Origin of the sequence: Gilliamella sp. Pas-s25, assembly GCF_009795885.1 — a bacterium.
Taxonomy (GTDB): Bacteria; Pseudomonadota; Gammaproteobacteria; order Enterobacterales; family Orbaceae; genus Gilliamella.
The window spans coordinates 1-14649 of record NZ_WTEV01000029.1; the positions used below are offsets into that span (position 1 = coordinate 1).

13 protein-coding genes are annotated in these 14649 nt (G+C 34.5%); 12 read left to right on the plus strand and 1 reads right to left on the minus strand.

The window, feature by feature from the left end; genetic code table 11:
* The first annotated feature begins 766 nt into the window (after window positions 1–766).
* From GQ593_RS11110 to GQ593_RS11155, 10 genes are all read left to right on the plus strand, one after another.
* Entirely contained in the window at window positions 767–1744 is a 978-nt protein-coding gene (locus GQ593_RS11110; protein ID WP_160432084.1) for an HlyD family secretion protein, read from the plus strand.
* Window positions 1745–1786: 42 nt separating this feature from the next.
* Window positions 1787–2947 (plus strand): ABC transporter permease, encoded by a 1161-nt coding sequence (locus GQ593_RS11115; protein ID WP_160432085.1) that lies wholly within the window; start codon window positions 1787–1789, stop codon window positions 2945–2947.
* Window positions 2944–4134 (plus strand): ABC transporter permease, encoded by a 1191-nt coding sequence (locus GQ593_RS11120; protein WP_160432086.1) that lies wholly within the window; start codon window positions 2944–2946, stop codon window positions 4132–4134. The genes GQ593_RS11115 and GQ593_RS11120 overlap by 4 nt, the downstream gene beginning before the upstream one ends.
* Before the next feature lie 292 nt (window positions 4135–4426).
* The gene (locus tag GQ593_RS11125; protein ID WP_160432087.1) at window positions 4427–5140 is read left to right on the plus strand and encodes an epoxyqueuosine reductase QueH; all 714 of its coding nucleotides are present in this window, start codon (window positions 4427–4429) and stop codon (window positions 5138–5140) included.
* A 216-nt stretch (window positions 5141–5356) separates the two neighbouring features.
* Window positions 5357–5965 (plus strand): CDP-alcohol phosphatidyltransferase family protein, encoded by a 609-nt coding sequence (locus GQ593_RS11130; RefSeq protein WP_160432088.1) that lies wholly within the window; start codon window positions 5357–5359, stop codon window positions 5963–5965.
* A 13-nt stretch (window positions 5966–5978) separates the two neighbouring features.
* A complete protein-coding gene (locus GQ593_RS11135) occupies window positions 5979–7730 on the plus strand; it encodes a bifunctional alpha/beta hydrolase/class I SAM-dependent methyltransferase (protein WP_160432089.1) in 1752 nt (583 codons plus the stop codon).
* A 6-nt stretch (window positions 7731–7736) separates the two neighbouring features.
* Complete coding sequence (locus GQ593_RS11140) at window positions 7737–9059, plus strand: phosphatase PAP2/dual specificity phosphatase family protein (protein ID WP_160432090.1); 1323 nt, start codon at window positions 7737–7739, stop codon at window positions 9057–9059.
* A gap of 1 nt (window position 9060) precedes the next feature.
* Complete coding sequence (locus GQ593_RS11145; protein WP_160432091.1) at window positions 9061–9543, plus strand: hypothetical protein; 483 nt, start codon at window positions 9061–9063, stop codon at window positions 9541–9543.
* Window positions 9544–9606: 63 nt separating this feature from the next.
* Complete coding sequence (locus tag GQ593_RS11150; protein ID WP_160432092.1) at window positions 9607–10545, plus strand: phosphatidate cytidylyltransferase; 939 nt, start codon at window positions 9607–9609, stop codon at window positions 10543–10545.
* 163 nt (window positions 10546–10708) lie between these two features.
* Window positions 10709–10972: an HPr family phosphocarrier protein gene (locus GQ593_RS11155; protein ID WP_034913021.1), complete on the plus strand. Its 264-nt coding sequence runs from the start codon at window positions 10709–10711 to the stop codon at window positions 10970–10972.
* Window positions 10973–11095: 123 nt separating this feature from the next.
* Here GQ593_RS11155 and GQ593_RS11160 read toward each other — a convergent pair whose 3' ends face one another.
* A complete protein-coding gene (locus tag GQ593_RS11160; protein ID WP_160432093.1) occupies window positions 11096–12457 on the minus strand; it encodes an APC family permease in 1362 nt (453 codons plus the stop codon).
* Window positions 12458–12826: 369 nt separating this feature from the next.
* On the opposite strand from GQ593_RS11160, the gene GQ593_RS11165 reads away from it, so the two are divergent.
* Both GQ593_RS11165 and GQ593_RS11170 read left to right on the plus strand, forming a co-directional pair.
* Window positions 12827–13261: a PTS sugar transporter subunit IIA gene (locus GQ593_RS11165; RefSeq protein WP_160432094.1), complete on the plus strand. Its 435-nt coding sequence runs from the start codon at window positions 12827–12829 to the stop codon at window positions 13259–13261.
* Window positions 13254–14642 carry a PTS fructose transporter subunit IIC gene (locus GQ593_RS11170; RefSeq protein WP_160432095.1) on the plus strand — a complete coding sequence of 463 codons (1389 nt, stop codon included), beginning with the start codon at window positions 13254–13256 and terminating at the stop codon, window positions 14640–14642. Before GQ593_RS11165 ends, GQ593_RS11170 begins: the two co-directional genes overlap by 8 nt.
* Window positions 14643–14649 lie beyond the last annotated feature (7 nt).

Genomic DNA, 14649 nt, shown 5'->3' on the forward strand with positions numbered 1-14649 from the left:
AAAGACCATAAGGCGTTTGCGAGCCATCGGTAATATAGTAGTTTTTAACAGCTTGCGCGTCACTGACGTTAGAGAGCACCGCATACAAAGGCATGGACGAGGTGGCGGTGATGGCACGCCAGTTAGCTAGTGGGAAATCCATCATAATTTGCACCTGCCATCAAATGGTAAAACTGGTAATGCAGAACAATCACTCAGCCCAGAAAATAAAAGAAAATAATGATTAATATGTTGATGAATCATTAAAGCAATACGACTAACAACGCGCTCCACCATATCGACCTAAATTCCTTTAGAAAGTATTAAGAAACTGAAAAATTAATGTATTTGCTTATTTAAAATAAGATCATTTTTTATTCCATGCAATCTTTTTTAACACTATTTTTTCTAATTTTTTAAGAATAAATGTATATTAGCTATACTGAACATTTGTATTTTAAACACGTTAGTATGCCTAATGTTGTTTTAGATAGTTTTATTGATCTTGGAGCGCTGCAAAATTGTGTATTAATTTAGGAGGTGAATTAGGCAATAGTATTGATGGTGTGTTTGGCTATTTTTTATTATCACAAAGAGTGAAAAAAGATTTTAATAAACTGATTTTAAAGGATATATAAGTAATAATTTATCACTAACTCAACACCAATGATTTTTAAAAATCACAGCTATAGAACGCTATATGTTATTGCGTATTTTAGTATTTGCCTTTATATTATTGCCAATAATCTTATTCTAGTTTTACTCTAATCATTTATAAGCACAATTTATGCATAAAAAACGTCTTTCTTTGATTGTAGCGATCATTGCTGTTATTGCTATGGTTATTATTATATATTTTGCTAATCAACCGAGCACCATTATATTACAAGGTGAAGTTGAATCTAGTCGTGTTGATGTTGCAGCTAGAGTGCAGGGGCGAGTGGTTCAATTTAATTATGATGTTGGAGATAATGTTAAACAAGGTGATGAACTTCTTACCCTTTCAAATCCGGCATTATTAGCGCAGCTTGCAACGGCAGAAGCGCAATTAAAAGTGACAATGGCGAGCCGTGATAATACTTATAGTACTAGACCAGAAACCATTGATGTGCAAAAGGCACAGTTAGATAAAGCGAATTCAGATTTAGTTTTAGCACAAACGAGCTATGAACGTATTAATCGTTTAGCTAAAAATGGAACAGTTTCAAAGCAAAATTATGATGAATCTTTTAATCAATATCAAGCAGCGATTAAGGCCCATGAAGCCGCTAAAGCTAATTTAGAATTAGCCGAAAATGGTAATAGTATAGAACAGAAAAAATTAGCCGATGCGCAGGTGGAACAGTCTGAGGCGGCGTTGTTGCAAGTAAAAACGGATGTGAATGAATTAACTTTAGTAGCCCCTATTAGTGGTCAAATTACGACTCGGGTTGCCGAAACCGGACAATTGTATAGTCCGGGCACGCCACTTTATTCTATTATAGATTTAAATGATATTTGGTTTACTTTTAATATTCGCGAGGATTTGCTAGGCAATCTTAAAGTTGGTGATACGTTTCAAGTAAAAGTGCCGGCATTAAATAATCAAGTTATTGATGTTAAAGTCACCGTATTAAATGCCTTAGGCCAATATGCAAATTGGCAAGCGACTAAAGCGACGGGGGACTTTGACCTAAAAACTTTTGAAATGCGTGCAAAACCAATTAATAATGTGGCTGGTCTTCGTCCAGGAATGAGTGTTACCACAAAGTGGCAATCTCACTAACATAAATAATATGGAGATTATACACAAAAGGAAAGGGCACTGATGTCTCACTCGCTATTAGAAGTGATTAGATGGGAACTTCGTAAATTAATTAAACAACGTTTTTTGTTTTTATTAGTTTTCATCTATCCTTTATTATTCATTTTTTTATTTCTTTATATGTATCATGCTGGTGTAATTACCCAGATACCTATCGCAGTTGTTGATCAAGATACAACTAAATCATCGCGTACATTAATTCAACAAGTGGCAGCTTCGCCGCAGTTACAGGTCGCTGAACGTTATCAAGATCTTTCTTCAGCCAAACATGCGTTGATTAAGGGAAAAGTTTATGCTGTGCTTTTTATTCAACCCGAATTCGAAAAAGATCTTATCGCAGGGCATCAACCAGAAGTGGTGGCTTTTTATAATAATCAGTATATGTCGGCAGGTACGATTATTTTTCGGGCGATGAGTTCTGCATTGAAAACAGCTAATAGCCAAATAGTACTGCAAGGATTATTAGAAAAAGGAATTGCTTCACCAGTAGCACAAAGTCAAATGCAAACTATTCCAGCTAGTTTACATCCTTTATATAATCCTACATTAAATTATCTTTATACCTTAATTAATGGTTTAATCCCCACGATTTTGCAGATCATTATTATGATGGCAATGGTTACTAGTGTCACTCGAGATCGCTTTGCTGCAACGAGTTATCAGCAAATCTTACAACTAGCTAATCAGAATATTTTTATCTTTTTATTAGGGCGTATTCTTCCATATTTTCTTTACTTTTTATTTTGTCTGATTTTATTTGATACAGTTTTAATCGCTTATTTTAATTTACCATTAAATGGGCATTTTATATTGCTGATGCTTGGTGGTATCGGGTTTATACTGACTTGTTGTTTATACGGGATTTTTTTTGGTTTAACTGGCTCAACCCTAGCACAAGCTTATGGCAGTGCAAGCTTAGTTGCATCGCCTAGTTTTGGGTTTACTGGTCTGATTTTTCCTCGTCTTGCTATGAATACTTTTGCTTATATTTGGGGCGCTTTATTGCCTGTAACATGGTATATACAGATTCGTCTTGATCAAACATTACGAGCGCCAAATATGATGACTTCGTTAGAACCCTTTGTTTATTTATTGATTCAGTTTAGCGTTATGGCATTACTTATTACTCTTTATTTACGAAAAATCCGTAGGCGGTTAATATGATTAAATCTTTATTATTAATTTCCTATGAAGAACTAAAACGTATTTTCCAAAATAAAGCGATAGCCAGCGTTATGTTTGTGGGGATTTTTATCTATTTTTTCTTTTATCCACAACCTTATTTACATGAAGCGATACGAGATGTTCCGATCGCTGTTATTGACCAAGATAACACTAATTATAGTCGAGAGTTAGTTAGACAACTTGATGCTAATAAATCCATTAACATAAACTTACATATTGCGGATTTACAGACAGCTAAAAAATTGATTGAAGAGCGTAAAATCTATGGGGTAGTGCTGATCCCTTATCGTTTTCAGCAACATATTTTAGAGGGTAAAACGAGCCCTATCTCATATTATGGCGATGCGAGTTATATTTTAATTTATAGTAACGTTGCCACCGCGGTTAATACCGTTGCTAGCAATTTTGGTGCTAAAATTTCCATTTCGCGAAAAATAGCGCAAGGCGTTGATCCAGCTGTTGCAACCAATAGTGTTTCACCGTTTAATAGCCAGTTGATAAGTTTATTTAATCCTCAATCAGGCTATGCAACCTATGTTATTCCTGCTGCTTTTATTTTGATCTTATATCAAACCTTGCTTATCGGTAGCATTTTATGTCGTCTATTTAGCAAAAACTCTGATTTTGAAATAACTTTCATTAACCAACAGAACGATGCGACATCTTCAGCATTATTACTACTTTTGGGTAAATTACTCACTTATCTAATGCTTTACCTGATCTATTTTATGATGTATACCGTATTTGCGAATTATTGGTATGATTTACCACGCCTAAGTCATCTTGTTGTTTCGTTGTCGTTTATTATTCCTTTTATTTTTTCTACGGCATTATTAGGTAAAGTTGTATCACATTTTGTGCATACGGTGAGTGATGTTTTTTGCTTAATTATACCGTCAAGTATGGTGATATTTTTTGTTACAGGGTTATCTTGGCCAAAAGAATTAATGCCGCCGTTGTTCCATTTGATTGGTGATATATTCCCAGCGGTACCAGCCATAATTGGCTCGGTAAAAATAAATCAAATGGGAGCAAGTTTTGCTGAATTTAGTCCACAATATTGGCATTTGTGGATATTAACGGTTGTCTATTTTTGTATTGCATTCATTCTTGAAAAACGGAACATTCAAAAGGCAATGTCTGCAAATGTTAGGGAAGAAAAATAAAATAGGGCTGTTTTATTTATCATAACTATCAAACTTAAGCAGGAATGTTTCAACGCCAATTATTAGGCTTGCCATGTGTTATTGTATTGGATTATCCCGATTTATCTTTTAGCTTTATGATAAAATCTAATCAGTTAAATTAAATATCGTCAATTATCTATAGATTCAAATATAAAATTTCAGTCTTCATCTTGAAGGCTTGTGGATATCGCTATATTATAGTCGGTCGACTAAAAACTTAGTTAACTAAAACAATAAAATAGAAAACAAAATTAAATATAAATGAGTTCCCATGTTAATCAATGCTAAAACCATTCTTGAAAAATTAAATCCACATAATAAAGTAAATTATGATTCTGTATTAAAAGAGGTGATTGCTAATTGGCAGGCAGAATCAGCGCGACCAAAGTTATTAATTCATAGCTGCTGTGCTCCGTGTAGTACTTATGTTCTTGAATATTTGGCTCAATATGCCGATATTACGATCTATTTTGCTAATTCTAATATTCATCCTCGAGTTGAATATGAATATCGTAGTGTGGTACAGCAAAAATTTATTGCTGATTTTAATCAAAAAACGGGGCATAACGTTCAATTTCTAGAAGCGCCTTATCAGCCAGCAGAGTTTATCAAAAAGGTTGAGCACTTGCGTGATGCGCCAGAAGGTGGTGAACGTTGTCATATTTGTTATAAAATGCGATTAGACTTAGCGGCAATTAAGGCTCAAGAACTAGGGTTTGATTATTTTGCTAGTGCATTAACCCTTAGTCCAAAAAAAAATAGCCAAAAAATTAATGAATTAGGATTTGAAATCCAAGAAATTTTTTCGGTCAATTACCTTCCTTCTGATTTTAAAAAGAACAATGGTTATAAACGTTCAATTGAACTTTGTAAAGAGTATGATGTGTATCGTCAATGTTATTGTGGCTGTATTTTTGCGGCTAAAGCACAAGGCGTTGATTTGAAAAACGTGATTAAGCTTGCTAAGCAAGGATTGCAAAAATAGCCATGAGTTGTTTTTACTGTTTGAATTTACACCATAAAATCATACTTCAAAAATTTGTATAACCAAAACTTCTTGTAAATAGCATTGATTGAAAATAGAACCAATTTGCTATTTACTATTTTTAAAGGCATGCATAAATATAATAGGTTTGAATCGTATATCTATGTTATATTTATATAAATATAACATAGTGCATTAAACTGATAGGATTATAATGTGTTGTCAATTTATCAATTAAAACCTAAATTCCAAGCATTCCTTAGACCTTATGCAATTTATCTTCATGATGCCAATATTACTGCTAATCAGGTAACATTAGTAGCATGTTTTGGCTCTATCATTGTTGCTTTCTTTGTTGGATTATTGGCACAGTATCAATGGATTTTTGTATTGATTCCTTTATGGATGTTTATTCGTATGGCGCTGAATGCGATTGATGGAATGTTGGCCCGAGAATACAACCAAAAATCAAACTTAGGTGCTTATTTGAATGAAATTTGTGATGTGATTTCTGACTGTGCATTGTTACTTATTTTTACGCAACTAGTTGATGTAAATATTTATTTAGTTATTCTTGTAGTTCTACTGTCGTTTTTAACGGAATATAGTGGTATTTTAGGTGTGATGATTGGTGCATCAAGACGATATGATGGGCCAATGGGAAAAAGTGATCGTGCGCTTATTTTGGGAATGATAAGTTTAGGTATTGCAACTTATCTATTACCTTTAAGTTGGATCAATGCACTGCTATGGATTATCAGTTTTTTACTTATGTATACAGTTATTAACCGAGTTCGAAAAGGTATGCAAGAAGCAAACAAATAACAAGGAGAAAAACATGCGGCAACAGCAACAAAAAACCTTTATTAGTCACGATGGGTGTCAGCTATTTTATCGCTATTGGCCTGCTGTTGATAGTAATACAGATCTTTCTAAAGCAATAGTGCTTTTTCACCGAGGGCATGAGCATTCGGGGCGTGTTGCCCATCTTGCTGACGAATTAAATCTACCCGATTACCAAATTTTTGCTTGGGATGCCAGAGGCAATGGTCAATCAGAAGGCGAGCGCGGTGATGCCCCTAATTTTGCAACATTGATTAAAGATGCTAACTGTTTTATTGAGCATATCATCCATGAGTATGGGCTTCATCAAGAAGATATTGCCATTATTGCCCAAAGTGTTGGTGCAGTGATTGCATCAGCTTGGGTACATGATTATGTACCCAATATTCGGGCTTTAGTTTTAGGTTCGCCTGCTTTTAGCGTTAAGCTTTATGTTCCACTCGCCGTTTCAGGGTTAAAACTATTATATAATTTAAAAGGTAATTTTTTTGTTAATAGCTATGTTAAACCTAAATTGTTAACACATGATACGGAGCGTGCGGAATCATTTACTCAAGATTCATTAATTACTCGACCAATATCGGTTCGATTACTTCTTGATTTATATGCAGTGTCCGATCGTATTGTTAAAGATGCCAATGCCATTAGGGTTCCAACACAGTTATTGGTCTCGGGTTCAGATTATGTGGTAAGGCGTAAACCACAAAAACAATTTTATGATAATTTAGGTACCGAACAAAAAGAGTTTCATATATTGCCTGATTTTTATCATGATACTTTTGGTGAAAAAGATCGAAAGTTTGCTATTGAGCGAGCAAGACGATTTATTGTTGGTTGTTTTGCCAATGAACTAAGTACCCCATCACTTGTTAATGCAGATCGAGTTGGTTATACAAGGCAAGAGGCGGATAATTTAACAATGCCACCATCAGGTTGGATTAAGCCATTATATTGGAAGTTTGTCAAAGCCAATTTAAAATATGCAAGTAAACTCTCTGATGGAATTAAACTTGGTTTTGAGACGGGGTTTGATTCGGGTAGTACGCTTGATTATGTTTATCGCAATGAGCCATCAGGAACATCAAAACTAGGACGTTTTTTTGATTATATTTATTTGCAATCTATAGGTTGGCGTGGAATTCGGCAACGTAAAGCACATCTTGAAGAATTATTAAAACTGGCTATTAATAAACTTTATGAGCATAACCGCTCTGTTGATATTGTGGATATAGCGGCAGGGCACGGTCGATATATTTTAGAAACAGTTAATCAAATCGCAAATAAGCCTAATTCAGTATTACTACGAGATTATAGTGATATTAATGTACAAGAAGGTCGAGCATTAATAGAGGAAAAAGGTTTAGAGAATATAGCACGTTTTGAAAAAGGTGATGCTTTTAGTCGGGAGCAACTAGCCCAATTATCACCTAACCCTACTTTGGCTGTTGTATCTGGTTTGTATGAACTGTTTAGTGATAATCAGTTGCTACGTGATTCTCTATCAGGTCTTGCTGAGTCAATACCAGAAGGAGGATATTTGATTTATACCAATCAACCATGGCATCCACAATTAGAATTTATTGCAAGAGCATTAACATCACATCGTGATGGTCAATCTTGGATTATGCGAAGACGAACTCAACTTGAAATTGATCAGTTAGTTGCAGCTGCTGGTTTTAAAAAAATCACAATGCGTATTGATCAGTGGGGCATTTTTACCGTATCACTAGCGCAAAGAATTAAATAATTATTCATGGACAGAGTAAAACGACAATTTGATAAGCTAACTATTTATAAGTTAGTATGGTTAGTTAGCTTAACTATTTTCTTTTTTACTAGCTATAATTTTGCCAATTGGTTTACTGCTACACGCTGTGATGTAGGGAATATTGTTTTTGAATGGGAGCGTTCAATTCCTTTATGGCCTTGGTCTATCCTACCTTATTGGTCGATAGACCTTATGTATGGTTTAGCCATTTTATTGGCGCGCTCTTATCGAACGCTTAAAATTCTCTGTTTTCGACTTTTATCCGCTCAGATTATTTGCATTATCTGTTTTTTTCTGTTTCCGCTCAAATTTTCTTTTGAACGTCCTGCATTAGATGGATTTTTTGGCGGATTATTTGATATTTTGATGGGATTTGATAAACCCTTTAACCAAGCGCCATCGCTTCATATTACACTATTGGTTATTTTGTGGAAATTTTATGCTAGCTATTTTCGTGGTGGTTGGCGTTATATTTTGTATATTTGGTGTTTATTAATTGGATTATCTGTATTAACCACTTGGTCACATCATTTTTTTGACATTCCAACAGGGCTTTGGGTTGGGTGTTTTTGTATTTGGTTATGGCCTGATCGTGGTTTATTACTAATAAATAATTGCCAACTGCCTAAACAATATCTTTGGAGTAGCATCTATTTTTTATTGTTTTTATTGTCGCTTTGTATTGCTATTTACTTTTATTCTTGGGCATTGTGGCTATTATGGTTTTCAGGTGCATTTTTATTGGTTTCTGTAAATTACTTATTATTCGGTGCGGCGGGTTTTCAAAAGCAGGTTAATGGTCATTTTAATCTGGCTACTACTATTTTATATCTACCTTATTTTATCATTATGTGGATTAATTCACGGTTGTGGACTTTTAAAAATAGGTCAGTAGATTTAATTTGTGATAATGTTTATTTGGGGCGAATGCCAGCCAATAATGCATTGCAGTTAAATAACTTTATTTCGATTGTTGATCTTTGTGCTGAATTACCAATAACACAATTTAAAGGTAACTATCATCTGATTCCTGTATTGGATATGACTCCATTAACTATTAAACAATGCCAAGATGTTGCTGAAATCATTGAGCAGTATCACCAGCAAGGAAGATTATTGGTCTGCTGCGCTTTGGGCTATTCACGCAGTGCCACAGCCATTATTGCTTGGTTACTGTTGACGAAAAGAGTTCCAAGTTTAGATACAGCGATTGCTATGGTAAAAGCGCGCCGTAGCACTATCGTTATTTCAGCTAAACAACGTTTAATTTTATCAGATTGGTTATTACAAATAGATAAAGGAAGTTAATATGTTAAGTTGTGACGATACAAAATCAACAAAAGACGCCAATCAAATTACACTAGTGACATTTTGTAGTTTGCTAGCGATAAGTCAACAATTAAATGTTTTGTCGCTATTACTTACTATAATTGCATTATGTTTTGGGATGATGGCAAGTTGGTGGATAGGATCTTTGTTGTTCACGATTTGTTGTCTTGTCGCTTTTTTATTTGGATTAATAAGTAAATATTATGCCTTGCGAATCGAATTTGATAAAAAGCTGTTTGATTATTTAATCATTAATGTTGATAGGTTACCTAACTCTCTTACTGAGTTGGACAATGCATTACTAAAATTTAACTTAATCAAATCATGCCAACTACCAGTACGCTCGATCAGTGAACGGCAAAAGGGGACAATAAAGTTATTGAAAAAACAAATTATCTGGCTTTTTTTACAGATATTGCTGTTAATCGGAACATTAATGAGTGGCATTATTCATTTTAACTAGAAAATTCAACGTTAAAAATTATAAAGCTAAGTCAGCGATAACCACACAATAAGGAGAAAATGGATGTCTAATTATCAACGCGATACTTTATTGTTATTTGTTGGTATTGGTGTGTTATTGGTTGTTGCATCAATAATTGGCTTGCTGTTAAAACGACGCGTTAAAAGCCCAAATAGTGTCATTGATAATCTTAATACTCGCATTAATGCATGGTGGATAATGGTCGTAATCATTGGTATCGCTTTTTTGTTAGGTAAATTGGCTGTAATTTTTCTATTTTTTGTGGCATCTGGTATTGCGCTTCGAGAGTTTTTAAGTTTAACGCCAGTTAATCGTTATGATTTTTATGCACTGATATTTGCTTATTTTATTGCTTTACCTTTGCAATTTATTTTTGTGGCTATGTCGTGGTATGGATTGTTTAGCATTTTTATTCCTGTTTATGGTTTTTTATTATTAGCCATTTTGGCAGCAATAACTGGTTCAACCAATAATTTTTTAGCACGAACGGCTGAAGTGCAGTGGGGACTGATGATTACAGTTTATAGCATTTCTTGCGTACCGGCACTATTAACATTACCAATCGACCATTACCAAGATCGTAACCTTCTTTTGATTGCTTTTTTAGTATTGGTTGTTGAACTTTCAGACGTGTTGCAATATGTGTTTGGAAAATTATTCGGCAAACATAAAATTAGTCCAAATTTATCACCATCAAAAACGGTTGAAGGTTTTCTTGGTGGCATATTATCAGCAAGTTTTGTTGGCGCTTGCTTATTTTGGATCACACCATTTAGTTTTTTGCAAGCTGGGTTAATTTCACTTATGCTCACCTTACTAGGTTTTTTGGGGGGCTTAGTTATGTCAGCCATCAAACGTGATAGAGGAATAAAAGATTGGGGAAATCTAATCGGTGGTCATGGTGGCGTGCTTGATCGTCTAGATTCTATCTGTTTTACTGCGCCTGTTTTTTTTCATGTCGTACGTTTTTTTTGGGTATAGAATTTACATGGGATTTAAATAGCATAGTTTAAATAAATTAGAAAAAAATCAAATTATGTGAATGAATATACAAATCCCCATGTAAAAAATGAGCAAAACAGTTTAATTTATGATATAAATACAGACATTGTATTAACGTTAAGATATAGATAAGGACTTTATTATGTTAAAAGAACAAATGGTAGTAAAAAATTCAACCGGCTTGCATGCACGCCCTGTTACAACACTAGTTAAATTAGCTGGTCGTTATAAATCATCAATTGAGCTTGTTTATAATGATAAAGCTATCAAATTAAAAAGTATGATGGGCTTACTTGGTGCAGGCGTAAAAGGTGGTTCAACGGTTGAAATCATCTGTGATGGTGAAGACGAACAAGCTGCAATGGACGAAATCCGTGAGTTGTTTGCTACTGGTTTTGGTGAATAATTGTTAAATTAGCTTAGCTAATCATCAATTTAAACACTTGATTCCGTCGACTTAGGTCGACGGAATTGTATAAAAAGGCGTTAATTTTATACTTTGAGTAGACGTATTTCTTTAATTAGACCGTTAGTCTTTGATTATCGAATTTAGTTCTTTATGATCAATCGAAGGTAACAAACGCGTAAACCCTCTAGTAAGATAAAGTAAATAAAGAAAACCAATCGCTAACCAAACTAAACCAACAATCATCGCTGTCGCATCAAGGCTTGTCCATAACCATAATGAAAGTAATACACCAATTGCAGGTAATAATCCATATTTAAATAGCATTGATGCTGTTTTTGAGCTTCCTTTCCCTAAATAGCTTTTAATCACACATAAATTGACGAAAGTAAAAGCCACTAATGCGCCAAAGCTTATCATTGAAACCACTAAACTAAGATCTAGTACTAATGACAGCAATGAAAAGCAAGCAACAAAAATTATCGATAAATAAGGTGTTCTAAAGCGTGGGTGAATTTTATAAAAAATCTGTTTAGGTAGCACTCCTTCACGCCCCATTGCATAAAAAATCCGTGATACACTGGTTTGTGCGGTCATAGCCGATGCAAAAACGCCAGTTATATAAGCAGCTTGGAAGAAGTTATACATAAATTCTCCGCCCAATGTACTAATATCACCAACACGACGAACTACGTCTAAACTTGCTGTATCTTTATTATTTACAAAATCTGTCCACTGAGGATAGGCTAAATGTGCACAATATGAAACAACTAAGAAGATACAACCAGCAATTAATACGGTACATATAATAGCTTTAGGTAATGATTTTTGTGCATCATTTGATTCTTCGGCAAGTGTTGCTATTGCATCAAAGCCTAAAAAAGCTAAACATAATATTGCTGCACCAGATAGCAATCCACTAAAATCATTTGTATCAACTAATAATGGTTTTAGCATTGTTTCTGGTGTCAAATGAACATTAGTCACTGTTAAAATGATAAATAATATGATGAACACCACTTGTAATAAATTCAAAGTAATGTTCACACAATTAATTAGTTTGATTCCAAGATAGTTTAATACACTGACCCCTAAAAGGGACGCCAATACAAAAACGTAAGCAGGAATAAAACAGAATCGATCGTGAAGATAAATACCTAAAACTAAATAATTTAATATTGGTAAAAATAGGTAATCAAGGATTTGCGCCCAACCCACCAAAAATCCAACTTTTCCACCAAAAGTACGTTGTACATAAGAATAAGCAGAACCAGCAATAGGTAGCTTATTTGCCATACGACAATAGCTTAATGCAGTGAAAAAAATCATGGCAAGGGTGATGATATAGGCTATAGGTAAGTGTCCATTACTGGCAACAGTTACTTCCCCATAAGTGGTAAAGATCCCCAAAGGAACCATATAAGCTAAACCAAATGCAATCAATGCAGGTGTGGTTAAAACTCGTTTCATTTTTATTGCGGACATGACTTTGCTCCTCTGTCCCAAAAAACAATAAAAAACTACTAAGTATAGTTTTGCCTTTTTACCCGCTTAAAGCGGCAGGGAATTCTGCCATATTGTGATAATTATGCAAGTTAATTTTTAGTAAAATGGTACTTAAACAAGCAAATTATAAGCTTTAAAGTGCGTTACGAGTTATTTTAGCTCAATTTTATTTAGATTATCAGGTTATAGGATTACGCTTCCATTTGCATATTTGTGATCCAAATCTATTATTTATTAGACAAAATAAGTGTCAGTGTAAATAAATTATTGTATATTTTATCCACAATGCATGTAGAGTGAAAAATTGAGTTATTGCGAATAATCTATTATCAGTAAGAGGATCAATTTATGCAGTCAATCCCTGTTTTACTGGTTGATTTAACGGGTGATATTGTTACTCAAAAATCAACAGTTATCCATTTAATGGTTGAAGCTAGCCAAGCTTATTTAACTAATATTAAAACCTTTTTTGACGATGTTATGGCGCACGAACAAGAAATGGAAACCGATGTGTTACCTGATATTGCTTTGCCACATGCTAAAAGTAATGCGGTTAAAACGCCATTTATTGTAGTTGGGAAATATAGCGATGGCATCATTTGGAATAATGATAATAAAGTGAAGTTAATCGTGATGATTGGTGCTCCAGAACATGCCAATAAAGAGCATTTATCCATTATTGCTAAATTAGCATCGAATTTAGCTAATGATGATTTTGTCGAAGATCTGCTTAAAAGCGATATTCAATTTGTGGCAAATAAGATTAGAGGTTTATATGAATAAAAAAAAGATTGTTGCGATTTGTGCGTGTACCGCAGGGATGGCGCATACTTATATTGCTAAGCAAAAAATTGAAAATGAAGCCAAAAAACGTGGTTGGGATTATAAAGTCGAAACACAAGGTGCCGCAGGTATTGAAAATTCATTAACCGAACAAGATCTTAAAAGTGCCGATGTGATTTTATTAGCAACTGATATTTCAATTGAAAATGCCGATAGACTTGAGCCTTATAAAAATGTCATAAAAGTGAGTACTGGTGAAGCGGTTAAAAATACTGCCAATATTTTTAATAATGCAGAAACTATGTCGACTAAAGTGGTTAAAGATAGTATCGGTAAAGAGATATTTAGAGCATTAAATACGGGTATTAGTAAGTTTTTGCCCGTTATTATCGCATCGGGAATACTTTTTTCAATTGTGTTAATGACAGGAGAGGTAACAAACGATACTATTTTGCCAAGTAATCAATTCTTTATTGATTTAAAACAAGTTGCCTTATATGGCTTTGCCATGATGGTGCCTGTGCTTGCGGCTTATATGGCTTATTCCATTGGTGGTAATGCTGCTTTAGCGCCTGCATTTATTATGGGCTATGTGGTTAATAATCCAATTGGTGTTAATCAAGTCAGTACAGGATTTATTGGTGCAATGATTTTTGGTATTTTAATTGGCTATTTTGTTAAATGGTTCAAAACAGTTAAAGTTCATCCAGTAATAGCTTCGGTTATGCCTGTGATGATTATTCCAACTGTAACGATACTAGTGATGGCACCACTTTACATTTATGGGCTATCTTATCCGCTTGATTGGTTTGTTAAAGCTATGGTCGCAACGTTAAAAGGTATGTCTGAAGTCAATGCCGCATTCTTAGGTATTGGCATTGGTATATTAGCGGCGCTAGACATGGGAGGACCATGTAGTAAAGCGGCGACTGCATTTACCTTAGCGGCAATGGCTGAGGGGGTTTATGGTCCAAATGGCGTATTTCGTATGTGCTGTGCTATTCCACCATTAGGTTTAGCTATGTCATCATTGATTGTGTCACGTCCAAAATATACCAAAGAAGAGAAAGAGTTCGGTATTACTGCTTTCTTTTTATCATTAGCGGGCATTACCGAAGGGGCGATCCCTTTTGCGGCTAAAGATCCAAAGCGTGTTATTATAGCTATTGTTGTTGGCACTGCCATCGCAGGTATGCTAGGAATGATTAATGGGATTGAATCATTGGTAGCATTTGGCGGGTTAGTTGCATTAGGTGGGGTGACCAAAGCTGCTGCGTGGTATGTCATTGATATGTTTATTGGCGCATTAATTATCGCCGCTATTTTACATTTCACGAAACCAACAGCAGTGGAAACCGAAGTAATTGCTGAAGTTGACTAAAGTCTAA